At 55.5% G+C, this 26,146-nt stretch carries 14 protein-coding genes; 11 read left to right on the top strand and 3 right to left on the bottom strand.

What is annotated here, in order from left to right:
• Nucleotides 1-61: 61 nt before the first annotated feature.
• From SH661x_RS13240 to SH661x_RS13280, 9 genes are all read left to right on the top strand, one after another.
• Nucleotides 62-1,030, top strand: coding sequence for an aldo/keto reductase (locus SH661x_RS13240; RefSeq protein WP_437231199.1), 969 nt, complete (start codon nt 62-64; stop codon nt 1,028-1,030).
• Between the two features lie 80 nt (nt 1,031-1,110).
• Nucleotides 1,111-2,124 carry a TauD/TfdA family dioxygenase gene (locus SH661x_RS13245; RefSeq protein WP_437222138.1) on the top strand — a complete coding sequence of 338 codons (1,014 nt, stop codon included), beginning with the start codon at nt 1,111-1,113 and terminating at the stop codon, nt 2,122-2,124.
• 333 nt (nt 2,125-2,457) lie between these two features.
• Nucleotides 2,458-3,798: an MFS transporter gene (locus SH661x_RS13250; RefSeq protein WP_437222140.1), complete on the top strand. Its 1,341-nt coding sequence runs from the start codon at nt 2,458-2,460 to the stop codon at nt 3,796-3,798.
• Nucleotides 3,799-4,477: 679 nt separating this feature from the next.
• Nucleotides 4,478-5,353, top strand: coding sequence for a phosphoenolpyruvate hydrolase family protein (locus SH661x_RS13255; protein WP_437222143.1), 876 nt, complete (start codon nt 4,478-4,480; stop codon nt 5,351-5,353).
• 93 nt (nt 5,354-5,446) lie between these two features.
• Nucleotides 5,447-6,442: a DUF1559 family PulG-like putative transporter gene (locus SH661x_RS13260; RefSeq protein ID WP_437222146.1), complete on the top strand. Its 996-nt coding sequence runs from the start codon at nt 5,447-5,449 to the stop codon at nt 6,440-6,442.
• Nucleotides 6,443-6,504: 62 nt separating this feature from the next.
• Nucleotides 6,505-6,912 carry a hypothetical protein gene (locus tag SH661x_RS13265; RefSeq protein WP_437222149.1) on the top strand — a complete coding sequence of 136 codons (408 nt, stop codon included), beginning with the start codon at nt 6,505-6,507 and terminating at the stop codon, nt 6,910-6,912.
• Nucleotides 6,913-7,058: 146 nt separating this feature from the next.
• Nucleotides 7,059-8,273 (top strand): Tm-1-like ATP-binding domain-containing protein, encoded by a 1,215-nt coding sequence (locus SH661x_RS13270; RefSeq protein WP_437222151.1) that lies wholly within the window; start codon nt 7,059-7,061, stop codon nt 8,271-8,273.
• A 110-nt stretch (nt 8,274-8,383) separates the two neighbouring features.
• Nucleotides 8,384-12,823: a PVC-type heme-binding CxxCH protein gene (locus SH661x_RS13275; RefSeq protein WP_437222154.1), complete on the top strand. Its 4,440-nt coding sequence runs from the start codon at nt 8,384-8,386 to the stop codon at nt 12,821-12,823.
• 57 nt (nt 12,824-12,880) lie between these two features.
• Nucleotides 12,881-13,288 (top strand): cupin domain-containing protein, encoded by a 408-nt coding sequence (locus SH661x_RS13280; protein WP_437222157.1) that lies wholly within the window; start codon nt 12,881-12,883, stop codon nt 13,286-13,288.
• A 109-nt stretch (nt 13,289-13,397) separates the two neighbouring features.
• Here SH661x_RS13280 and SH661x_RS13285 read toward each other — a convergent pair whose 3' ends face one another.
• From SH661x_RS13285 to SH661x_RS13295, 3 genes are all read right to left on the bottom strand, one after another.
• A complete protein-coding gene (locus tag SH661x_RS13285) occupies nt 13,398-16,895 on the bottom strand; it encodes a PVC-type heme-binding CxxCH protein (RefSeq protein ID WP_437222159.1) in 3,498 nt (1,165 codons plus the stop codon).
• Nucleotides 16,896-17,262: 367 nt separating this feature from the next.
• Nucleotides 17,263-18,282, bottom strand: coding sequence for a DUF1559 family PulG-like putative transporter (locus tag SH661x_RS13290; protein ID WP_437222161.1), 1,020 nt, complete (start codon nt 18,280-18,282; stop codon nt 17,263-17,265).
• Between the two features lie 576 nt (nt 18,283-18,858).
• Nucleotides 18,859-20,712: a glycoside hydrolase family 15 protein gene (locus SH661x_RS13295; RefSeq protein ID WP_437222164.1), complete on the bottom strand. Its 1,854-nt coding sequence runs from the start codon at nt 20,710-20,712 to the stop codon at nt 18,859-18,861.
• A 401-nt stretch (nt 20,713-21,113) separates the two neighbouring features.
• On the opposite strand from SH661x_RS13295, the gene treZ reads away from it, so the two are divergent.
• On the top strand, nt 21,114-22,955 hold the full coding sequence (gene treZ / locus SH661x_RS13300; protein ID WP_437222166.1) for a malto-oligosyltrehalose trehalohydrolase: 1,842 nt from the start codon (nt 21,114-21,116) through the stop codon (nt 22,953-22,955).
• Nucleotides 22,942-26,028, top strand: coding sequence for a malto-oligosyltrehalose synthase (gene treY / locus SH661x_RS13305; RefSeq protein WP_437222168.1), 3,087 nt, complete (start codon nt 22,942-22,944; stop codon nt 26,026-26,028). Before treZ ends, treY begins: the two co-directional genes overlap by 14 nt.
• Nucleotides 26,029-26,146: the final 118 nt, after the last annotated feature.

Here is a 26,146-nt window from a genome sequence, read left to right on the forward strand (position 1 = left end):
CCTCATCACCTTTAACAGAGATCCTGAACTGGAAATGGACCCAACTGTGTCAGTGGATAAATTGACCTTAAATACCGGACGAACAATCCCCTCACTCGGCCTGGGACTTTGGAAAGTTCCTCAAGAGGAGACAGCTGGTCTCATTCTTCAGGCGGCCAAAACGGGTTATCGCCATTTTGATTCGGCAAGCGATTACGGTAACGAAGCAGATGCGGGAAGGGGATTGCAGAGTGTGATTCAATCGGGAATTGCCACTCGCGATGACCTGTGGGTGACATCCAAACTCTGGAACACCGATCACCGCCCGGAGCATGTCCTGCCGGCACTGAAGAAGTCTTTGCACGACCTGCGACTCGATTATCTGGATCTTTACATGATCCATTTCCCCATCTCTTTAAAGTATGTCTCGCCTGAAAAACGTTATCCCGCAGGGTGGGTCCACGACCCCGATGCTGCACACCCCCAAATGGAAGAGGACCCGGTCCCCATCCGTGAAACCTGGCAGGCCATGGAAGAACTGGTCCACGCTGGGCTCGTTGGGAATCTGGGTGTCTGCAATTTCGGAGTCTCGCTGTTGCGGGATCTGAAAGCGTCGGCTCGCATTCCGCCTGCCGTTCTTCAGGTGGAATTACACCCCTATCTCACTCAGGAAAAATTATTGCGTTATTGCCAGGAATCCGGGATTGCTGTGACCGCGTTTTCACCACTGGGAGCTCAATCCTATTTTTCACTGAACATGGCACGGACGGAAGAGTCCGTGCTGGAGACGGAAGTGATTCGTCGCATTTCAACCCGTCTGCAGCGGACGCCCGGACAAGTTGTACTGCGGTGGGCGCGGCAACGGGGGACGGCCGTGATTCCAAAAACGACGAAACCCGAACGGTTAACCGAGAATTTCGGCATCTTCGATTTCGAGTTAACGACGGAAGAGATGTCGGCGATCAGCAGCCTGAACCGCAATCGACGGTTCAATGATCCCGGCGATTTCTGTGAAGCAGCATTCAATACGTTTTTCCCCATTTACGAATAGCCTCAACCCTTCCCCCTGTGAAACTGGTTTCCCTTCAGCCGACACCTTGAAGTTCGCGAATCTCTCAGAAAAGTATTCACATGAATTCGGTCATCAACATCTCGCCATTCCATCCCGATCAACAACAGGCTCATGGAGAGACGGTTTTCCCGTTCGCACTCCGCAGCCAGGGCACCGATCTTTCACGAGAGGATTTCCGCGACTGGATTTCATCGCAGCGTGGCAGTTTACTGGAACTGGCTGCGACACACGGCGCCGTTCTATTCCGCGATTGTCCTTTGAAGTCTGTTGAAGACTTCGATGCCTTTGTGGTTGCTCTGGGATTGCAGAATTTCCCGTACAAAAAATCACTCTCGAACGCGGTCCGCGTAAACCGGACCGAGCGTGTGTTTTCCGCGAACGAAGCTCCCCCGGAAGTGAAAATTCTCTTTCATCACGAGATGGCCCAGACCCCGCTGTATCCGGAGTGGATTCTCTTTTACTGTGAACTCGCTGCATTGGAAGGAGGAGCGACGCCGGTCTGTCGATCCGATGTGTTGTATGAACGCCTGAAAGTTCAATGCCCGAAATTCATTGCAGATTGCGAGCAGAAGGGACTGAAGTATTCCAACGTCATGCCGGATGCGGATGATGCGCTCTCAGGGATCGGACGCAGCTGGAAAGGAACTCTCGGTGTCGAAACGCGTGAAGCCGCCGAAGGTCGGCTCCGTGAGCTGAACTACACCTGGCAGTGGCTGAATGATGGCAGCTTACGGGCCACAACACCCACCTTGCCGGCAGTCAAACAGGTTTCCCTGGGAAGGAAGTCCTTCTTCAACCAGTTGATCGCAGCCTTTCTGGGATGGAATGACACCAGAAACGATGTGTCCGAATCATTGCGTCACGGAGATGGAACGCAGCTTGATCGTGACGCCGTGATGATCGCAGTCGAACTGGCGGAAGAATTGGCGTTCGATCTGCAATGGCAAGCCGGGGATGCCATCCTGATTGACAACACCATCGTGATGCACGCCCGCCGTACATTTCGAGGTCCGCGCAAAGTCGTTGCGTCGCTGGCTGAACCTCGCAGCAATATTTTCGTACCTCAATCGTGATGGTCGACACCACCGGCTGATTTTTCCATCGGCTGATTGGATCCGACAGGTTTCCTTCGCTGCGGATTGATGCCGTCCATGAACTGGTTTCATAACCCTTTGTGATCGCGATTCGGGAGGGCGAAGCTCCTGCTGAGCCGCATAAAAGACCACGCGTTCAGTGGTTTAAGGCTCGCCAGGAACCTCGCCCTCCCAGTGATGAAGCCGCCTCATGCCGTGACTTTGAAATGAAATCCGTGAATGAAGGCGCTGAAGTTTGGTCTGTTTCTCTGGGATCAATGACTGATGCGACCGGAATCTTATCGAGTCAGCAGTTCTTAATTGGATTTCAAGATGACTGACGAAATTCGCTCGACTGCCTACGCTAACCGTTCTGCAGATGCTGCGCGGCCGGAACAGGCATCTTCAGAAAATGGAAAGTGGTACTCAGGAATTACCTGGTACCAATGGACAGTTCTGATTGTCGCCTGTGCAGGTTGGATCTTCGATGTTTACGAAGGACAGATTTTTAACATCACTCGAAATGTGATGTTGAGTGAGATCCTTGACGGCACCGATCAGAGCAAAGTCCGGCAGTATGGCGACTTCTTTCTGGGGATCTTCCTGTTGGGAGGTACGATTGGCGGCATCGGCTTTGGGATGCTGGCGGATCGTTTTGGACGCCGCCTGACAATGGCGCTCACCATTCTGTTCTACTCTGTCTTTTCCGGACTCACATTCTTTGCAACCTCGCTGGGGCAAGTGGCTGTGCTGCGATTTCTCGTGGCTGTGGGAGTTGGAGGGGAATGGGCCGTGGCCGCCAGCCTGGTTTCGGAAGTGTTTCCCGCGAAAGCACGATCACATGCATCCGGAATTTTTCACGCCACCAGCATTCTTGGAACCTGGATGGCAGCGATTGTCGGAATGCTGGCGGGGACACATTGGCGATATGTTTATCTGCTGGGAGTGTTGCCGGCGCTTCTGGTGCTCTGGGTCCGAAGTAGTCTGCGTGAACCGGATACCTGGATTGAACGCCGGACACAAATTGGCGCGTCTTCCATGGGGCGTCTCCAGGACCTCTTCCGGGTTGCCTGCTGGAGAAAGCTTGCGGTGCTCGGAACCCTTCTGGCTGCGGTTGGACTGGGAACATTCTGGGCGATCACCGTTGCGGGACAGAACATTACTGAAGAACTATTGATCCGCAACGGCATGGCAAAACCGGAAGCGATTCGAAACAGTCAGTTCGCTTATGGTATTGTCCAGACAGCAGGTGGAGGCCTGGGATTGCTTGCCTTCGGCCCACTGAGCGCCAGATTCGGTCGACGGGCGACTTTTATGTTTTACCATCTTCTGGCGGCCGTCATCGTCCCAATCACCTGCTTTGTTCCTCAAACCTATTCGCAATTGCTTGTTGTTTTGCCGATCTTCGGCTTCTTCACATTAGGGATCCACGCGGGATACGCCATCTATTTCCCGGAATTATTCCCCACAAAACTACGTGCTACTGGCACCAGCGTCTGCTTTAATGGAGGGCGAACACTCGCGATTCCCGTTCTGATTTTCTCAGGGTGGTTAAAAGGGCTTCCCGATATCGACCTGCGCTGGACGCTCACCTGGCTTTCGCTGCTGTTCCTGCTGGGAATTCTCATCGTCTGGTGCATGCCGGAAACGCGCGGAAAGGCGCTGCCAGAGTAATTCAAGTGATGGCGTGTCAACGGGACCATCTCACTGCCCCGTATTGCGTCCGTGACAAGAGCGATTCTGAATAGGGGGACCACCAGCCCGCTTCCGATGGCTGGGAGTTCTCCAAGTGACGACCGACCCGTTGACGCGTGTCGCAATCCGTGCTTGTTCTGGGGAGTTTGACAAGTTCAACGCGAACGCAATGCTCCTCGGAAATCAACGTCTCCTCGAACCCAGTAACATCACTCTCGCTGAAGCGATGAATCGCACCCGTCGAGTGTCGCGATGAAGCTCAGTAATCTTGCTTCCTTGGATCCAGCGCATCAACAGCGAGGAATGATGGGATTGTCCGGTGCTTCGGAGATGGATCGGACAGTTTGGGATGAGCTCCACACCTGCGGAGCCGCATCAAAGATCATGCGTGAAATCCATAGCGGCTCGGCAGGAGCCTTCATCAGGCCGCAATGAGCGATTCGGAACAGTCCAGGCTGCGAAGACACAGGGACGGAAGTGAGCCATACCGATTCATTCTGCGTCTCTGAACGGACGATTGAAGGCCTCTTTTCGGAATTCGAAATGTGGATTTCACGTATCGAGTTGTGGACTGACATGATGGATTCAATACTCGTTGATGCACCACAATATTCTGATTCACAGGGCCACAATTGAGATCGTTGAGAGAATCGGAATTATGCCAAATCCCTGGACTGGACGTGGAAATCCATACACTCGCGAAGAGGTTCTCGAACGGTTGCAACAAACGTTGCAACGCGGAGAGCCGATCATCGCTGCCGGTGCAGGGACGGGAATCAGTGCCAAGTTCCTGGAAAAAGGGGGAGTCGACCTCCTGATTGTTTACAACTCCGGACGGTTCCGTATGGCGGGACATGGCTCCACAGCCGGATTGATGGCGTATGGGGACGCCAACGCTGTGGCGATGGAGATCGGCGAGTTCGAAGTACTGCCCATCGTTCAGGAAACTCCTGTGATCTGTGGAGTGCATGCGACCGATCCTCGCCGCCGGATGTGGCACTGGCTTGGGAAGGTCAAGGAGATGGGGTTTTCGGGAGTCAATAACTTCCCCACGCACAGCATCGTCGATGGTGAATTTCGTCAAGTGCTGGAAGAAACAGGAATGAGCTTCCGCAAGGAAGTTGAAATGACTGCTCTGGCCCGCCGTATGGACCTGTTTTCCATTGTCTATGTAGGAACTCCGAACGAGGCCCGCGCCATGGCGGACGCTGGAGCAGATGTCATCGTGGCTCACGTCGGCACGACCATCGGAGGATCAATTGGTGTCAGCAAGGCAGCGTGCACCATCGAAGAGGCTGCCCGTCGCACTCAAGAAATCGTCAAGGCGGCGCATGAGGTTCGTAAGGATCTCATCTGCCTGTCTCACGGTGGCCCAATTTCGAGTCCTGCCGATGCAGAATACATCAATCAGCATACCGATGCTGTGGGGTTTGTCGGAGCCTCCAGCCTGGAACGAATGGCATTGGAGCAATCGCTGCCTGATCTGGCTCGGCAATTTAAAAATATCCGCACACGCAAAATTACTAAAGAATAGGATTCCGATCAGTTTCTCCTGGTCTTCAGTTTGTCATCTCACCAACACTTGTCAGTTCGTCCTATTTCAATTCTTAAACATCAGGATATTGCCATGCGCCGCGGCTTTACACTCATCGAGTTACTGGTGGTCATTGCGATCATCGCGACACTCATTGCACTGCTGCTTCCTGCAGTCCAGCAGGCCCGTGAGGCTGCCCGCCGCAGCCAGTGCAAGAACAATCTGAAGCAGCTTGCTCTCGCCTTACATAACTACCACGATGCCACGCGAGTTTTTCCTTACGCCAGTTCCTATGATGAAGATGGAACATACAGACGCCACAACTGGGTGGAGTTCCTCCTGCCTTATATTGACCAGGCTCCGCTTTACTCGCTGATCAACTTTAACGAAGACATCGACACGGGTACCAACTGGACCAACGTCAACAACAAAAGATTTTCCGTTCTGACATGCCCGTCGAATCCCAACGGATCGTCTGGATTAACCATTGCGAATTTGCCGTTTCGCACTGGAGCATCGGCGGGATTCCAGATGCCGGGGCCGCAGCAGCCGTTGCATTATGTCGTCTCTGGAGGGACCAGCCTGGACAATCCTTCTGACGACTGCTCAGGAGGAACTCCAGCGGCGACGTATAACAGTTTCTGCCGCAATATTCTCAGTAACGGTTCAGGAAATCAGTGGGGTTACGCACATCAGTATCCGGCATCGAGCCATCCAGGGGTCTTTACTGTTCGTGGCATCACAAAAATCGGGATCCCGCAGGTAACCGATGGCACCAGTAATACTTTCATGATCGGTGAGCGGCGGGCAGAACTCATCGGATACGGAGGAGGGGCCTGGAGCGTAAATTATCCTGGAGCCTACACGACGCAGCGTCCTAACAGTCCGACAATGGCCATTGATCCCACAGCTTATGCTGCAACTCCTTCAGGACATATTAAAAATGGCGGATTCAGCAGCCACCATGTGGGCGGACTGCAGATGGCCATGGCGGATGGCTCAGTCCGATTCATCAACAGCAATGTCGACTTCCCAACTTATTGCTACATGGGGGACAAGAGCGACGGGAAAGTTGTGTCTGGAGAATGACCACAGGACGTTTCACTGAAGTACGGTGATTTTCAGATCCTTCATTGAGCAGGAGACAGGTTGTGCTGTGCCGCAATTTTGTGGTGACGTTGTTGCTGGCAGTATCCATCGGAGCTTTTCCTGGATGTGGTAAAAAGAACAATTCCGGGCTGATTGATGTTCGGGGCGACGTTCAATTTGACGGGAAGCCGATTGAACGCGGAACAATCGCCTTTACGAAGGCCGATCGCAGCAACATCTTCAGTGGAAACATCAAAGATGGCAGGTTTACAATCGGCAACTCTGAGACCGGACAAGGGGTCCCTCCTGGAACTTACCACGTCTCCTTCAGCGTCTGGGAAACTGCTCCGGGTATGGGACAGGCTGGGAAAGAAGCGATCCCCCAAAAGTACTTTGATCCTGCGACATCTGGCCTGGAAGTCGAAGTTTCACCTGAGAAGATGCAGCACAATTTCGAATTGAAACCGTGATTCTGGACAGACCAGGCGTTTCAATCTCAAAGAGTGAAGCGTTCCTACGCGGCACACTTTCGTCTGGTTGAAGCTGTGAATTTCTAATCAAAAGCCCTGTAAACTTAAAATTCACAGCTGACCGATTCGCGAAGGGCGTTCAATACATGGCCAAGATCGCAGTTCTGGGAACGTTCGATACGAAAGGGGATGAACACGCCTTCGTCGCTGAATGTCTTCGAAGCCGTGGGCACATTCCTGTTTTGATTGATGCCGGAACGGGAGCCCCCTCGCAGATCACCCCGGATATCAGTAGAGAAGAAGTTGCAGAAGCGGGGGGAATTAACCTCCCTCAGCTGATCGCGACGGGAGATCGCGGAGTTTGTATTGCAGGAATGGCAGAAGCCGCCGCTGTGGTCCTCAGTCAACTGCATTCCGATGGAAAGATTGATGCCGCTATTTCCTTAGGAGGAGGCGGAGGAACCGCGATCGCCTCTGCAGCCATGCGTTCATTGCCACTCGGAGTTCCCAAGCTGATTGTCTCGACGCTGGCGAGCGGAAACACAGCTGGTTACATCGGCACGAGCGACCTGGTTCTGATTCCGAGTATCGTCGACATTGCAGGCTTAAACCGAATCTCGAAATCTGTTTTCAGCAGAGCAGCAGGAGCAATCTGCGGAATGGTCGAGGCGGCTGTTCCGGAGGAGGAGATTCGACCTTTGATTGTTGCCAGCATGTTCGGCAACACCACGAAATGTGTGGGGACCGCTCGACAATTGATGGAAGATGCGGGATATGAAGTCCTGGTCTTCGCAGCGACCGGCGCCGGCGGAAGGTCCATGGAAGCGGTGATCGACAGTGGCATGGTCGCCGGCGTGTTGGACATCACGACAACAGAGTGGGCGGATGAACTGGTCGGTGGAGTCTTGACCGCCGGTTCGGAACGCCTCGATGCAGTCGCGCGAGCGAAGATTCCGGCGATTCTTGTGCCCGGTTGCCTGGATATGGTCAATTTTTCCGAACCGGAAACTGTCCCTGAGAAATACGCTGGCCGGAAATTCTACCAGCACAATGCTCATGTCACTCTGATGCGGACGACCCAGGAAGAATGCACGCAGCTGGGACGGATCCTGGCCCGTAAGATCAACGCCTATTCCGCCCCCGTCAGCGTGTTGCTTCCTCTGCGCGGTGTGAGCGTCATCAGCGCCCCGGGCGGACCGTTCCACGATCCACAGGCGGATGCGGCACTGTTCAATTCGATTGAAGAAGAGCTGCGGAGCGAAATTCCGGTGATCAAGCTCGATTGCGACATCAACGCTGACGAATTCGCCCAGGCCTGTGCCCGGACGCTTCTGAAGATGTTGCAAGTAAAAACCCCATGAGCGATTGGGCCGATCGCTCCCAATTCAAAACCTGTCGACGCGGGAGCGTAAGTTCCCAGAAACAGCGTTCTAAAGTGAACCACGGATTACACGGAAAAAGTAGCTCCCCGATGATTATGAAATGCTGTCACTACGAAGGGGGAATCGCGACCAGTCGGGGGAACCGCCTTGAACTTTCAACGTTCAATCGTCAACAGCACAGAATCAACCGGCTGACATTCGCCGCTGGCAGGGTCGCTCAGGCATGTTTCGTTCTGATGTGCGCTGCGGTCTGGATATTCGGCATCACACCCGGAGAAGCATGGTCGTCGGAAGAGGCTCAGTCAGCACCGGTGAAAGTGTTGTTCCTGGGGGATCAGGGACATCATCGCCCTGTCGATTTCGCATCGATTCTGGGGCCAGCGTTGGAGCCGCGATCGGTGCGTCTCGATTACACGGAACAGCTTTCGGATCTGAATCCTGAGAAGCTGGCGGAGTACGACAGCCTGTTGATCTATGCCAACATCAACTCCATCGAGCCGGCTCAGGAAGAAGCGTTAGTCGAGTATCTCAACAACGGCGGCGGCCTGGTTGTTGTGCATTGCGGAGCGTTCTGTTTCCAGAATTCGAATCGCTATGTCGCGATTGTCGGCGGGCAATTCCGATCACACGGCGTCGGGACCTTTCGGGTCCAGATTCTCGATTCCCAGCATCCTGCCATGCATGGTCTCACCAGCACGGACTGGACCGATGAAACCTACATTCATCACAAGATTGCAGACGATATCCACGTGCTGATGGCACGCGAGCAGGATGGTGGACTGGAACCGTATACCTGGACGCGGGATCAGGGCAAAGGGCGCGTTTTCTACACCGCACTCGGCCATGATGACCAGACACGTCGCCGGCCCGAGTTTCACTCGTTGATCGAGCAGGGCATTCTATGGGCATCCGGTCGCCTGCAGGGATTGCCCAGCATCGCAGCTTCCGGCCCGGTTCAGCAAAGTGCCAGCGGACCTCAGACCGAAAATTTCCCGGAGCCGCTTTCTCCGGAAGAATCCCGCAAACGCATGCATGTGCCCGATGGCCTGGAAGTCCAGCTGTTCGCTTCAGAGCCACTGATCCAGAACCCGATGGCAATGGCGTTCGATGAACGTGGGAGACTCTGGGTACTGGAGTCGTCAGACTACCCGAATAACGTGCTGCCCGGATCGGTTGGCAACGATGTCGTCAAAATTCTGGAAGATACGGATCAAGATGGTCGGGCCGATACGGTAAAGATCTTTGCCGAAGGCTTGAACATTCCCACAGCCATCGCTTTCGGAGGAGGGGGAGTGATCATCGGGAACACTCCGGACATCCTTCTGTTCCGCGATCTCGATGGAGACGATCGCGCCGATGAAAGAAAAGTGCTGTATACCGGCTTCACTCGCGGTGACACCCATTTCGAGATGAACAATTTTCAGTACGGGCATGACAACTGGATTTGGGGTGTCCTTGGTGCTGCCGGGGCGAACGTGACAGCCGGCGGGAAAAACGCTCAGTTTCAACGCGGGATCTTCCGTTTCAAACCAGACGGCTCTGCGTTCGAATTCATGACCCTGACCAGCAACAACACGTATGGACTCGGCTTCACTCCGGCTGGTGACGTGCTGGCATCAACGGCCAATCGAGATCACAGCTGGTTCCTGGGGATTCCCAATCGATACTTCGAAGCGGTGCATGGCTGGCGTGGGACCGGCAGTCGCTACAACGCCGACCATCATCGGACATTCCCCATCAACCGCCCTCCTCGCCAATGGGACTTTGCCGGATCATTCACGGCGGCCTGCAACGCTTTTGTGTATACCGGGTCGCAACTCCCCGAGATGTATCATGACCGCACCATGATGGTCTGCGAACCGACAATTAACATCATCCATGCCAATCTGCTCCAGCCAGCAGGGGCAGGTCTCGTCAGCCGCGACGGTTTCAATCTCCTCGCCAGTGAAGATCCCTGGACCGCCCCGGTTGTCGCCCGGACCGGGCCGGATGGAGCAGTCTGGTTTCTCGATCTGTACAGTTTCACCGTCCTGCATAATAAACCGGATGAACCACATAGCTCGCATGGTGCGGGGCATGCCTGGGTCACAGCGATTCGCGATCGAGACAGAGCCCGTATTTATCGCATCACGAAATCGCCTGACTCATCCTCCACCGGAAATGCTGTCCCGGAAATCCGCAGCCTGAGTCTCTCGGACGTGAACCAGCTGCTCGCTGCATTGGGGCATCCCAACATGGAATGGCGACTCCACGCCCAGCGACTTCTGGTCGAACGCAACCAGCTGGATATCGCCGATCCATTGCAGGCGCTGGTACGCGGAGAGAATGTTGACTCGGCACTGCATGCCTTCCGGACCCTGCAGGGCCTCAATTTCTTCGAGAACGAAGAGCATGGCGAACTGCTGGACTTCGCATTGCAGCACACGAATCAGGCGGTGATTCGAGCTGCACTGGATGCGCTTCCGAAATCCTCGCGGTCCGTCACCTCGATTCTGAACGCTCAACTCTTGAATCACGCTTCACCATTCGTGCGACGCGATGCACTCCTGGCCTTGTCGGCCATGTCCCCCAGTGACGCGCTCGGTCAAGAGATTCTGAGTGTGCTGAAGCAACCGGAAAACGTCCGAGATGAATGGATTCGTCAAGCAGCAATCGCAGCAGCAGCGGCAAACAGTACCGCCTTCCTGGCGGCTGCCATCAACGACAACCAGCTGTCGACGGCCAGTGCAGAGGAACTCGACAATCTCGTCAGGACGATACATATCGTCGCGACAAACTGCGCACAGGGAGGGGATCTTCACGGCATTCCCGAACTGCTGCTCCTGTTTCCAGGTCGCGAGATTAATGCGCGGTTGAAGACGGCGTTGCTGCAAGGGCTTGTCGACGGAACCCGCAAGGGGATCGACGTCACACTCTCCGAAGCCGAGGAGAAAGCGTTACGGCAAGGAATCGCCTCGCTCACCGATGAGCAGCAGGTTCTCCTGATCGCTCTTTCCCGCAGGTGGAAGGAAGGTTCCCTGTTCGATGATCTGGCACAGGTCACAGCAGAACGGCTCATTCAGCGAGCGTCTGACTCCACGCTTGAACCTGCTGTCAAAGTGAACGCTGCCAGACAGGTCTTCCAGCTTGGCGACAACGCAACCGTCATTGAGGCATTAATGACTCAGGTCGACGCTCTGCAGCCGCCTGAAGTTTCACTGGGGATTCTCGAACTTCTTTCGGGCAGCAGTAACGAAAGTCTGGGCACGCAATTGGTCGGTCGTTGGACGTCGATGACGCCCAAGCTCCGCGCGGAAGCGATCGACATTCTCATCAGGCGCAAGGTCTGGACGGACGAGCTTCTGAAAGCGTTGGATGCCGGCACGGTGAACTTCGCAGATCTTTCCGCCAGACAGCGTCAGCAACTCGCATTGAGCACCGATGCGGACATTGCAACCCGCTTCCAGCAGCTGATGGAAGCAAAAGGATCCGCTGCCGACCCTAACCGCAAGAAAGTCATCGAAGAACTTCTGCCTGTGACGCAAACCCACGGAGACGTTGTCAGAGGCCGTCAGGTCTTTCAGAAGAACTGCATCATCTGCCATACCCGGGATGGAGAAGGGGGAAAGGTCGGGCCGGATCTGACCGGGATGAACATCCGTTCGAAGGCTCAGCTGTTGACGGACATTCTCGATCCGAATCGGTCGGTCGAAACGAATTTTCGAATGTGGGTCATTCAGACAGTGTCCGGGCAGATCTTCAGTGGCCTCATCGGAGCTGAAACACAGACATCGATTGAAATTCTGGACTCGGCGGCCAAGCGGCACCTGCTGCAGAGGAGCGATATCGAGGAACTGGTCTCCCGCGCTGAATCCGTCATGCCGACAGGGCTGGAGAAAAACATTTCACCTGAGGAGCTGACAGACCTGCTGGAGTATCTGACCTCCGGTGGAAAGTACGTCCCGTTATCATTGGAATCAGTGGCGAATGTCGTGACGACGACACCGATCTGGCAGGAAGGGATGCTGCATGAACGGCTGATCTTCGACTCGTGGTCGAACCGCGTTCTCTTCGGGGTGCCCTTCACCTTCATCGATCCGGTGGGAATCAGCAAACCCAACTCCGTGGTGCTGTACGGCCCGAATGGCAACCTGTCGAAGCGGTATCCAAGGACCGTCGAAATTCCCTATCACGGGTCCGCGGCAGCGATTCATTTTCTCGGTGGAATTGCTGGCTGGGGCTTTCCTGCCGACAAGTCAAAAACCGTGTCGATGACGGTTCGGCTGCGATATGTCGATGGGGCAACCGAGGATCATCATCTCGTCAATGGGGAGCACATTGCCGACTTTTATACTCGCATTGATGTGCCCAAGTCGCAGTTTGCGTTCGCGGACGAAGAGGGACGACAGATCCGCTATTTCTCACTCCGCCCGCAGAGATCTGTTGAGCTGAGTGCCATCGAACTGATCAAAGGGGACGATCAGACTTCCCCCGTGGTGATGTCGATCACTGTCGAAGTTCTTCCACAGAGCCCCGCTGCGCAGCAGTAGTGAATGCGCAGCTGAAATCCGAGTGATCAGCTTTTATTGACAGGGGAAGTTGAACCGATGACGCGACCGGAGACACTCAGCTTTATCACTTCAGCTGAAGTTGAAATTGAAGATGTTCCGTGGTGCCGATGCGAATGGATCTGCCGTCCGGGTCTGGTCGATACGGAGCAACTCCTCCTCGTCCGTGCCGACATGCCCGCAGGCCAGGGACATCGCTTTCATTGCCATCCGCATGCAGAAGAGATCATCTACGTACTTGATGGGGAAGTGGAACAGTGGGTGGGGCAGAAGAAGAGGCTTCTCAAGGCTGGTGAATCGGCCCACATTCCCAAAGGAGTCGTTCACGCGACCTTCAATCGTTCTGAACACCCGTCTCGATTCCTGGCGATCCTCTCACCAGCACGGTTCGAGGGGCCAGCCACCGTCGACAAGTACGAAGAAGAGCCATGGTGCTCTCTCGTGTAGCATCCGGCCTCAGATGAGTGTGGCAGCGATTGGCCAGCAAGTTCGAAATTCGTGTTGATCGACGCCCGGACGTGACTCTCACGTGAGACTCGCGTCAGGCTGCGGGGCGTCATTTTCGCTGTTCCAGCAGGAAGGCCATCAGGGCACATAACTCGGCTTCCGGAATGATTTCGCCCCAGTTGTCAGGCATGATCGACACGTTCGAGACCGCTTGATCTTCAACATCACTCTCGGCAAAGGAGTGTTCGTTCCCCTGGTTGTCGGCGATGACAATCAGCGCGCCTTCCTGTCTGCGGAAAATTCCGGAGTAGATCTTTCCGTTCTCCAGAGAGTAAGTCCGGCTGCGGAATGAGTGGTCGACGTTGCGGTTGGGATCGAGGATGTCTTCGAACAGACGTTCCGCACCTCGGGAACCAATGCCGTCGAGTTGCGGTCCGATGACCTTACCGACGCCTTGAACCTGATGGCAGGCAGCACACTTGCTTTCAAAGACCTTTCGGCCGAATGTGGCATCTGGCGTGGAATTGACGAACTGCTGGCTCAGCTGGTTGATGCGTTCATCCTTCTCGGCGGATGCGGCAGGCAGTTTTTCCAGCAACTGCTTCATGCGGTGCTTGAGTTCGATCTGCCGGGTCGCTTCCACGCGAGGACGAATCGACGAACTGACCAGCACTCGCGGAGAAATGGAATTCGATTCGCACATCTCCAACAGCAATGCGATTCCGCCATCGCGAGAGAGCATTGCCTGAGCGATCTCCACCTGAAAACGTGTCGACAGTGTTTTCGTGATTTCACTCAGGATTTTGAGACGCTGGTCTCTCAGCGATGTGTCAATCAGAGCGGATTCTGCCTGCTTCAGCTGCTCGGGCGAGATGTCGGGGAGGTGCCACAGTACCGCCAGTGCAGAAGCTTCCGGCGTTCCATCCAGCCGGGCAATTGCCGTCGCCGCAGCTCCGCGAGTTTCTGAGTTGAGGTCAACTTGCTGAAGAAGCGAGATCAGCTCCTCCGCGACACCTTGAAGCTCCATCTCCCCTGCCAGCAGAGCTGCTGCTGCCAGGCGTTTCTGCCTTTGAACGCCACTGATTGGAGGAGCGGTCATCACTGCGGGTTCCAGCCGACCGAATGCAATCCAGGCGTAAGCCGCCAGGTCAAGGCCGTCGACAATCTCCAGATATCCTTTTTGCCCCGCGTACTTTTGCAGGTTCCAGGAGACCGGCTGTGCAATATCATTCCGTGGCGGAAGGGCACGCTCGATTTCCTGATCAGAATCGACCAGTCGGAGCCGGACAAAATTCACCGGACGTGCCGGTTCATTGGGGAATCCAAGATGACCGCAAATGAGGAAATTCAGCTGCGGAGGAATCACAAAGTCCGGTGAACGCAACGTGGAGACAGCCTGTTCACCCGCCGGCAGACTGCTGAACAGCTGCAGTGGTTGAGGGCTGTCGACGCTGGAACGGAATTCAAAGTCCCAAGCGGCCGTCACCCCGGATCCGTCAGGCAAAAGTCTCCACCCACTCTCGGTGTCTTGAGTCTTCAGTATCTTACGGACAAGTCTCGTGGCCCAGTTCTTGAGCGGATCAGAAGAGTCGACCTTCTGCTGTTGGAACCCTTTTCGAGTCGCCTGCAAAAGTCGCAGCTGGAATTCAGGATCATCGCGATAGCGGGACTGAAGAACATCGATGAGCTGCATCTGTTCATCGGTCGTGGCCCATTTCGCGAGCCGTTCCACAAGCGATTCCACGTTCTGCGGGACGAAGGACGGATCGGAGAAGGACGACAGCAGGAAACTGGCAGCATCCTGAGAGTCGAGTCCGAGGCAGAACTCCGCGATGGCCGTGCGCTCCTCTGAAGAGACTCCTTGTGCTCGCAGCTGCTGCAAGACACCTTCCTGTCTCAGCTGATTTCGCAGTGCCACTTTTAACTGGTAGCGGAGCATCACATCCGATTCCGGGCAGGACTGCCACAGTGACAGGAGTGGCCTGAACTGATCGGCATGGGGATGCTGGCCGAGTGCCTCCGCTGCAGCTCGTTGTACAAATGGACTGACATCCCGAAGCCCGGCCAGTGCAGCGGATCGCAGTTCGTCATTCCACGCGGGTGTCTCGGTCAGAATTCGCTGTGCGTGCAGACGAACAATTTCGACTGGTGACCGGGCAGCTGTGAGAAGCTCGGATTCGGTCAACACCGAGAGTCGATGTAATGTCCAGAGCAGACTGACTCTGATGGTGTCATCAGCAGTCTCGTGGAGTGCTTTGCGAACTTCAGGAACAGCTTCGGTGCCCAGTCGATCCGAGAGTTCATCGATCGCACAGATGCGTCTGGGGAGATTCAGCTCTCCTGTGGCAGCGATGACTTCATCCATCTTCGCTGTGCGCAGATTCGCGACCTGTGCGAGAGTTGAACGGGAATGATCCGCTCCGACATATTCGACCCGCCAGATCCGGCCTCGATGTCGATCCCGGTCAGGATGGTTGAGCGGCACTTCGTAGTGACCAATGATCTTGTTGTAGAAGTCCGCGATGTAGATGGCACCGTCCGGGCCGAGTTGAAGATCGACGGGTCGGAACCAGGGATCGTCCGACGCCAGAAAGTCCGGCTGTTCGACCGCTGTCATCGACGAGCCTGAATAGCTCAGCGAGTCCCGGTTGACACGGCTGGTCATGACATTGCCTTCGAGAAACTGGCCCTGCAGGTTTTCGGGAAGACGCCGGTCGGTGAGCTGCATCGCTCCCGCGATGGCTGTCGAGCCGTGGCTGTGATGCATGACTTCGGGAACGAATCCCAGGCCGTCATGTTGACGTCCGAATCCCTGATACTGGCCTTCACGAATCAACAGCGTCAGCGGCTTCGTGTGGCAGTCGGAATTGAAGAGGTCCCCCCGGAAGTCAAACGTCATTCCGAACGGATTGATCTGGCCGTGAGTAAAATGTTCGATCCGCGATCCGTCGGGCCGGAACCGATAGGTATTCCCACTGGTCATGGTGACGGTATTTCCGTCCCGTCCCGTCACGACCGAATGGTTGGCGAATCCATGGCAGGCATAGATCCAGCCGTCGAAGCCGCGTCGGAACGCATTGGTCATTCCGTGAGTGTCACGAGAAAAATCGAACGGTCCATAAAGCAGTTCGCGATGGTCGCAGCATCCATCCCCATCCCGGTCCTCGAAGAACCAGATGTTAGGAATGCAATACGCGATCACTCCGTCACGATATGGAAGCAGCCCCATCGGATGAGTGATCTTGTCCACGAATGTGGTGAATCGATCTGCTCGCCCATCGCCATCGGTATCTTCGAGGATTCGAATGCTGTCCCCGGGCTGTTTCTGATTGGGAAACGGATAATCGACCGTACCACTCACCCAGAGCCGTCCCCGGGAATCAAACGCCATATTCAAGGGTTTCTGAATGTCCGGCTCGGATGCGAACAGCTGAACACGAAACCCCGGAGGAACGTGCAGGGCTTGTTCCTCCTCAGCGGGAGTGAGGGCATTCGTGGGACGAACAGCAGATGCAAACGGATCTTCAGCAGCGACTGCGAGACTCGCGGTGAAGCAGAATGCCACTTTGACCAGCAGAGTGATCACTTTGCCGTGAAAACCACACATGCCACATTCCCCCCTGCGTAACGCTCTGCTCTTCCGGGCCAATATCATGACGCCGGCCCGCTTTGCTTCTGGCCGAATCACCATATTACCAACGCAGAGGGTTCCGTGCAGCCGCGTCGCTTCAGTTCATTCTTCAGACAGCAGGGGAAGAAAAAGTTTGATTGACGTTCAAAGTCAGGCAAGACGACCGTTGTCGATGTCGTGGGGATGGATGTTTCGATTCGGCCACTGGAAATCGCCGGGAAACGACTCGGCTGGGGCAGCTTCCTGAACGACAAATCTCCCCGAATCGCTGCCACACTCCCCTGAGACAGGGGCTCAAGCTGATCCGTTGTTGATCGACCGTGATTCGCCCCAGTTTCAGGGCTTAGAACTCGCCGGGAGTCTCGCCGCCTGAGCGGGTTCCGAGGGCCCGCCAGGTGCCAAGATCAATATTGCTCGAAATACTGCGAACGGCTCCATCTGCCAAAAGTGAATGCACGATGCCCGTGTGCAGGCTGCGACTGGTGATCGCGGCCCAGGTACTGACGGCAGGGCCCTCCGAGGCGGAGACATAATCCACGTCAGTGTATGTTGTCCCTGCAGTATCGGTACAGCTGCCGTCACAGGGAACCTTCGTATTCGGCGCAAGCGTGGTGGTGAAACTGTAGTGAGGCGAACGCCCTTCAACCCATTCTGTATGACCAGAGGTCCGGATTGTGGTGGACGCCCCAATCAAGCTGGTGACTTGAGCGGCATTGGGAGTTGTTGCATGGGGAGGCGTGCCCGGGGCGGTCGCTGGCCGATGGTATGGCTGTCGGGCGCGGACTTCGGACATCATGAGGGTGTTGCTCAACCCGTCCGTGAAATCTCGGGGGGAGAGACGGGAGTTCTGCCCGAAAGCTCCGGAGCCGATGATTTTGGAAGTCGCATCCCAGACCAGCCATTCACCGGCGTTCCCAGCGTAGCAGATCGGCCAGTGCTTGACCGAGCCGTCAGTGGAATCCAGGGTCGGCACGATCTGCGTCTCGCTCGGACAATGAAAGACCGGAATCTTAACTGCAGAGACTTTGACTCCGGCTGTATTCCCAGGTTGTTTATCGTAGGTAAAGTCGTAGTCGATGAGATTGGCGAGATTCGCTCCTTCCAGGAATGGCAGCAGCCGGGCTTGCGGCGAGTAGGATCCCCCAGCCGCCATTGTGATTCCTCCCATGGGGAAAACCGTATAAGCGTCCAGATAGTTGTGCAGAGCGAGCCCGAGTTGCTTCAGATTGTTCTTACACTGTGAACGACGGGCCGCTTCTCGTGCCTGTTGCACCGCAGGCAGGAGCAGCGCAATGAGAACTGCGATAATCGCGATCACAACAAGAAGCTCAATCAGCGTGAAACCGAAACGTCGACGAGTCATTTCAATGGCCACTTTCAAAGAGATTGAAGAGCGTGGACCTGAGAAGCTGCACTGTCGATCGCGACTGGGAAGCGTAGTGTGGAATCAAGCGTCGCTAAGGTTGGGCCTAATAGATCATGGCAAATGATCGTTGGGAGCCTTGGAGCCTTGAGGCAAAACCTTGTTCATGTGCGGCGTTGAAGCATTGCACACGTTTCGGTCCTCAGGCTCTTGGTCGACACTGAAACTCAGTCTCAGGTGCCTGCAGGAGGTTAACAACTCTCTCCGAACCCACAACCAACTTTCGCCATGCACGCCATAAAAGTCATTTGGCAGTTAGCCAGGCGTTAACTGTTCGTTATCAGATGTTTAGATTCGCGTTATCTGAGTCATGTTTCCGTGGAACCGACTTCTGTGGCCATCGCTGCGAGTCTCTCGATGCTTCTGGTCCAATACGTTGAAGCGAAAGAAATTTCGCCGAACACTCGAAGTCATCTCTGTCGTGAGTCCGAGTCGAATTGGCCCGCCGCTCCGATCCGCATCCGGTCGGCCTCGCAGATGTCATGCGCGTGAAGTGATCCTTCCTCGTGGATGTCTTCAGCGTTGGGGCTCGGACGAGGGCCCGAACCCCAGCAGATCTTCCGGCACGGTCTCGGAGGAGGTTGCATGCACCCGGTCCTCTGCAGGACCGACCTTCTCAGAGAGATTCAAAGCGGTGTTGATGAGGCCGATGTGGGAGAATGCCTGAGGAAAATTCCCGACGAGTCGTTGCGAGTGCACATCGTACTCCTCAGAAAGCAGGCCGACATCATTTCGAAGTGACAGCAGTCGCTGAAACAGTTCCCGCGCTTCTGGAATTCGACCTTGTAATGCCAGGTTGTCTGCCAGCCAGAACGTGCATAACAGGAACGCTCCTTCCCCCGGCGGCAAGCCATCGACATCGGATTCGCTGCGATACCGATCCACGAATCCGTCCCGGACGAGTCTCTGCTGAATGTACTCGACCGTGCCAATCATTCGGGGGTCGGTGGCAGGGAGAAATCCGACGAGCGAGAGCATCAGAAGGCTTGCGTCCGGTTCGTTGGAATCATAATGCTGAACAAAGGAATTCAGGCGGCGGTTGAATCCTCGTTCGCACACTTCGTGAAAGATCTCCTCCCGCAGCTTTGACCATTTTCTGGCGTCGCCCGGAAGGCCGAACGTTTCCACCGCATCCACCGCACGATCCAGCGCGACCCAGGCCATGACCTTGGAATGGGTGAAATGCTGTCTCGGCCCACGGATTTCCCAGATCCCCTCATCGGGCTTCCGCCAATCCAGTTCGAGGAACCGGACCAGTTCTCGCTCGACCCTCCAGGCGTTTTCATCCAGAGAGAGTCCGGCCCTTCGCCCCACGTGCAGCGCGTCGACAACCTCACCGTAAACGTCCAGTTGATGCTGGCTGTAGGCTGCATTTCCGATGCGAACCGGGCGAGAGTTTTCGTACCCGGGGAGCCAGTCGAGCTGTTGCTCGGTTAAGCGGCGTTCGCCTCCAATTCCGTACATGATCTGGATCTGATGCGGTGTCCCTGCAACAGCGTTGATCAACCATTCCCGCCAGGCTTTCGCTTCTTCGATATAGCCCCCTCCCATCAGCGCGTAGAGCGTGAAAGTCGCATCCCGGAGCCAGCAATACCGGTAGTCCCAGTTCCGGACCCCGCCCAGGTGCTCGGGCAAGGAGGTCGTCACTGCAGCGACGACCCCGCCGGTCGGCGCGTAGGTCAATGCCTTCAGCGTGATGAGTGAACGTTGAACAGCTTCTCGCCATTCTCCATGATAGCGGCACAGGTCTGACCATCCCGTCCACCAGGCCTCGGTCTCTTGAAGTTCTTTTTCGACATCCGTTTCCTGTGGATCGGGAGAGAATGTGGTTGACCACACCAGTGAGAACCTCGTTCGCTGCCCTTCGGCTGCCACAAACTCAGCAACCGTTTTCAGGTTTTCTCCATGCAAAGGAACGTCCGAAAAGCAGACGAGGGTATCCGGACCAGCCACCGCTCGAATTCCCCGGGGCAGATGCCGGACCCAGGGGATAATCGAGCCATAGTCGAAGCGGATGACCAGTTCCAATCGCATGAGGACACGTCCGGAAACTCCTTCGACAATGCGCATGAGGTCCGGATCTTTGGTCCGTGGAGGCATGAAGTCAATGAGGCGCACGATACCCGACGCTGTCTCCAGTTCCGTTTCCAGGATCAACGTTTTGGGGCGATACCGTCTCTTCACACGGATCACTTCTTCGACAGGAGCGATCTGCCAGCGACCGTGTTCGGGTGTCCCCAGTAATCCGGCAAAGCAGGCTGCGGAATCAAACCGTGGAAGGCAAAGCCAGTCGATGGAGCCGTCATTTCCGACGAGCGCTGCAGTCTGACAGTCCCCAATGAGTGCGTAGTCTTCAATGCGAAGCGACATACCGTCTCTCGAATTCTCGGAATACTTGCTGAGCACTTGATGACGAGTGGACCCGCAATCTTTCTGCCAGAACTGCCAGAAGCAAATCGTAATTGTGAAGTGCGGCTCGGCAACCCCCCTTGTCGTTGAAGGCGAGTGCGCCGCGCGCCCTCAGCGACCAGCATGAGAGATGAACGATCACCTGACGCCTCAGGGACCGAGCACGAGAGATTTTCGCTTGCGACCGTGGTCGATCTTTCACGCTGCGCTGCGTCGCATTGAAGCGCTGGGACCCGTCACCCGACCGTTTAATCCGGGAATTCGTTGCCATCAGGCATGATGGCTGCAGTGCCAAGTTCTCGATGGAGAGAGCGAGTACAGGTGCGCAATGCTTGCTCAATTGCAAAGGCAAAGAGGGATCAATGGGGCAGCATGGATATTCTCAGGGGGCCTTGCGAGTTTCAGAAGGCGGATTTCTCTGGAGACTCTGGGCGCCGAATGCAGAGACGGTTCAGTTGGTGATTTCGCCCGGACCTCAGGAAGTTGTCAGGGACCTGACGACTTGCGGAGAGATGCTCACATGTCAGCTGGACGATGCCGCTGAAGGTCTGCGGTACTGTTACCGGGTCGATGGGGTTGATCTTCCGGACCCGGCCTCACGCTCTCAGCCTGACGGCGTCCACCGGGCTTCGGTTGTTGTGGATGTTTCGCAGTTTCACTGGTCGGATCATCAATGGACTGGAATTCCACGAGAACAACTCATTCTGTACGAGCTCCATGTCGGAACATTCACGAGTGAAGGGACGTTCGGCGCCATCATACCTCGGTTAGCGGAGTTGAAGGCACTGGGCATCACCGCGATTGAACTGATGCCTGTGTCGCAATTTCCGGGGACGCGAAACTGGGGATACGACGGTGTGTTCCCATTTGCGGTGCAGCATTCCTACGGCGGACCACGGGAGCTGCAACGACTCGTGGATGCGGCACACCGGGTGGGGCTCGGCGTTATTCTGGACGTCGTCTACAACCACCTTGGCCCTGAAGGAAATTACTTATCCCGATTCGGACCGTATTTCACGGACAAATACCACACCCCCTGGGGGAAGGCACTCAATTTTGACGATACCGGGAGTGAGCCGGTGCGCCGGTTCATCATCGACAATGCTCGCATGTGGGTGCGTGATTTCCATATGGACGGCCTGCGGCTGGACGCCATACACGCCATCTACGATCTGGGGGCCAGACACATCCTGACGGAACTTCAGAAGGAAGTTCAGGACATTGCGGATCAACAGGGCCGCATCGTTCACCTGATTGGAGAAAGCAACCAGAATGATCCTCGGATCATCGATCCGGTCGAACGGAATGGAATCGGTCTGAATGCGGTCTGGGCGGATGATTTCCATCACAGCGTCCACGCGCTGCTCCGTGGTGAGCGACACGGATACTTCGCAGATTTCGGCCAGCCGGAACAACTTGCCAAAGCATACAACGACGTTTTTGTTTACGACGGAATCGACAGTCAGTGCAAGAAACGTCGGCACGGTGCCTCTGTCCGGGATCGCGACCGAACCCAATTTGTGGTCTGCGTTCATAACCATGATCAGATCGGCAACCGCGCTCAGGGAGATCGACCATCGACGTGGCTTTCTCAGGAAGTGCAGCGGCTGACTTGCGGCTTACTGCTGATTTCTCCCTGCATCCCGATGCTGTTCATGGGTGAAGAATATGGCGAACAGAACCCTTTCCCGTTCTTCTGCTCGTTTGAAGACTCTGAATTGATCGAAGTTGTTCGAAAAGGACGCCGGCAGGAATTCGAAGATCTGGGGTTTCAGTGGGGAGAAGAGATTTCCGATCCGCAGGCTGAGTCCACATTCATTTCCGCACGTTTGACGTGGGCTTGGCCCCCAGGGACGTTCGCGGCACAGATGCGGCAACTGTACGTGGACATGCTGGCATTGCGCCGCACTCACCCCGGACTTTTAGACCGGCAACACACGCGTGCGGAAATCATCCCGGTCAAGGTTGGTAATCCGCCACGAGATTCACCTGTGCTTTCCGCCCAGCGTGGAGTCGGAAAGTCACTTCTGGCACTGGCCAACCTGAGCGGTGAGTCTGTTCCACGTCCGGGATTGCCTGTTCCATCGGAGTTGATTCTGTCGACGGAACTCGCCCGTTACGGAGGCAGGCGAAGCGAACGCAGTCCGTCCGAAGGCCTGTTGCCATGGGAGATGCAACTCTATGAATGTCATGAGTCCTCTTGAGTCTCCGGTCGACGAAGCCCAGGAAATCGCACGGAACGTGATCGAGGAAGCAGCGCGAAGGGCCTGCCACCCACGAGCGACCTATCGCCTGGAATTTCACAAGTCACACTTCCGGTTTCGCGATGCGATTGAACTGGTTCCCTATCTCAGTCAACTGGGGATCAGCCATGTTTACGCATCTCCAATCCTGAAAGTCGCTTCGGATGCGACGCACCGATATTGCACGGTCAATTATTCGGAACTCGATCCACAGCTTGGAACCAGAGAGGAGTTTCAAGATCTGGTGCAATGCCTGAAAGAAGAAGGGATGGGGATCATCCTCGATATTGTTCCCAACCACATGAGCACCTCTGAAGAGAACAATTGGTGGATCGACGTCCTGGAGCATGGGCCCAGCTCCTTGTTTGCAGACTTCTTTGACATCGACTGGAACCCGGTCGAGAAATCTCTCAAGAACAAAATTCTCCTTCCCATTCTGGGAGACGCGTTCGGCGAAGTTCTGGAAGCGGGCGAACTGAAGGTGAATCTGGAATCCGGAGCCTTTCGTATCCAGTATTATTCGCATTCGCTTCCGGTGGATCCCCGCAGCTACCCGATCATCCTCGAGAAGCTGCGGGATCAGCTGACACAGGCCCAGCCTTCAGCAGAAACGTCGATCGAGCTGGAAAGCATTCTGACGGCTCTGCATCATTTGCCGCCGCGAACAGACGTCACTCCCGCAGGCTCCGAAGAGCGACAACGCGAAACGCTGGTCATCAAGAGTCGACTGAAGGCCCTATTGGAAGGGGATGCCGATTGCGCACGCGCTCTGCAGAAGGTTCTCGAACAATTGAATGGCGAACCTGGGAACTCAGCCAGCTTTGACCCGCTGGAGCAGTTGCTGGACTGTCAGGCCTATCGTCTCTCGTCCTGGAAAGCTGCTTCGGACGAGATCAACTACCGTCGCTTCTTTGATGTGAATGAGCTGGCAGCTGTCTGTACTGAAAAGATGGTTGTCTTTGAACAGAGTCATCAGCTCATTCTCGACATGCTGGTCAATGAGGAAATCCAGGGACTCCGAATTGACCATGTCGACGGCCTTTTCGATCCGGGGCAATACCTTTGGCGACTGCAGTGGAGTTATTTGCTAAAGCTCGGGAAAAAGCTCTGGAGAGATCAACATCCCGAAGAATCCGATCAGGACTGGATGTCTCTGCAAAGCGACTTCCTCCGGAGCCTTCATCGTGAGTTCGGCGGACCCGACCCGTTTTCAATTCTGGACCTCGCTGTGGACGATGCGGTGCATGAACGACCTCCTTTAAGAGTCTCTAAGGAAAATCTCCCGCTTTACCTTCTGGTTGAAAAGATCCTGGGGCCGGAAGAGTCTCTTCCCGCCGAGTGGCCCGTGATGGGGACAACTGGATATGACTTTCTGAATACCGTCAATGGTCTCTTCATTGATGGGGCCGGGGCAGCCAAGCTGCGTCGCAGTTATGCAAGGTTCACCGAACGCCGGGACGAGTTCGATGTCACCGCACGAAACTCAAAACGGCTGATCCTGGATGTCTCCATGTCGAGCGAACTGCACCTGCTCGCGACCCGACTGAAGCGAATTGCCGAGCACGATCGCTACGCGCGAGACTTTACATTGAAGTCACTCACGAATGCTCTGAGTGAAGTGATCGTCCACTTCACTGTTTATCGCACGTATCTCCGCCCTGGTTCATCCCATTCGGATGACCGGAAAATCGTGATGCATGCGGTGGAAAAGGCGCGTCGCGCCAATCCCGCCATGGATGCACGTCTCTTCGAATTCATCGGCGATCTGTTGATGAATCAAGCCACAGAGGCCAACGCCAGACAGCTCGAGATTGATGTCTTTATCGGCCGGTTTCAGCAAGTGACCAGCCCGGTCATGGCCAAGGGGGTCGAAGACACCGCGTTCTATCGTGATATTCCACTCCTGTCGATGAACGAAGTGGGTTCTCACCCTCCGAGTGCAGTCGTTTCGCTCAGCCAGTTTCATCATGAGAATGAAAGGCGCCTGCGTGAATTTCCGGCAACGCTGCTGTGCAGCTCAACACATGACACCAAGCGAAGCGAGGATGTCCGCTCCCGAATCAATTGTCTCTCGGAGATTCCAGACGTCTGGAGAACTTCGGTCGGACGGTGGAGACGATGGAATCGTCGTTTTCTCAAGTCCGTCCATGGCAACACCGCGCCCGATCGAAACGATGAGTACCTATTCTATCAAACTCTTCTGGGGATCTGGCCGGCAGGCGAGGTCGACTCGCAAACGCACGACGACTTACGAGAACGGATCCACAAGTTTATGGTCAAAGCTGTCCATGAAGCCAAGGAACAGACCAGCTGGATTTCGCCGGACGAAGAGTATGAACAGGCGGTCAAGGACTTCATCGACGGGGCACTGCGTCAATCCACAGGAAACCGGTTTCTTCAGGACATGGGGGAGTTGGTCGCACGCATTAGCGAAGCCGGACTGATCAACTCCGCGGCACAGCTTGTTCTCAAGCTCACCGTTCCCGGAACTCCGGATGTCTTTCAAGGACAGGAGCGCTGGGACGACAGCCTCGTCGATCCCGACAATCGCAGGCCGGTCGATTTCCCCCAGCGAAAAGTCCTGCTGGACGAATTGAAGGACGAACTTGAGCACGATCGCAGGTCGGTCATTCAGAGGCTGGCGCAGAACCCGGCTGATCATCGGTTCAAGCTGTTCGTTCTCTGGAGCTGCCTGCAAGCACGCGCTGCATCTCCATCGTTCTTCCATTCAGGATCGTATTCCCCGCTGGAAGTGGACGGTGCCATTCCGGAATCGATTTGCGCGTTTGCCCGCGCGGCTCGCTGGGGAGATCGCGTTGAAGCAATCGTCGTGGCTGTTCCAAGACTGACACTCCGCTATGGAAAGCAGAATGAATCTGATGTTCCAGTCACGGTGAATCTGCTTGAAGGAACTCCGAGGCGATACTGGAACATCTTCACACGAAATGAAATCCGGGCTGACGACGGAATACTGAATCTCTCGGAACATCTGAAAGAGTTCCCTCTGATCGTGATGACGACCTGGGAGCCCTGACAAACATGCAGTTCAGAGAAATGACCACGCCATTACCGATTTGACCCGGTCGAGGTGCACGCAGACGGACCAGCGACCCTGGTATTCGCTCGGCAGAGGTATCCCCCGGGACGGCGAA

Source organism: Planctomicrobium stercoris, assembly GCF_051465655.1.
Classification (GTDB): Bacteria; Planctomycetota; Planctomycetia; order Planctomycetales; family Planctomycetaceae; genus Planctomicrobium.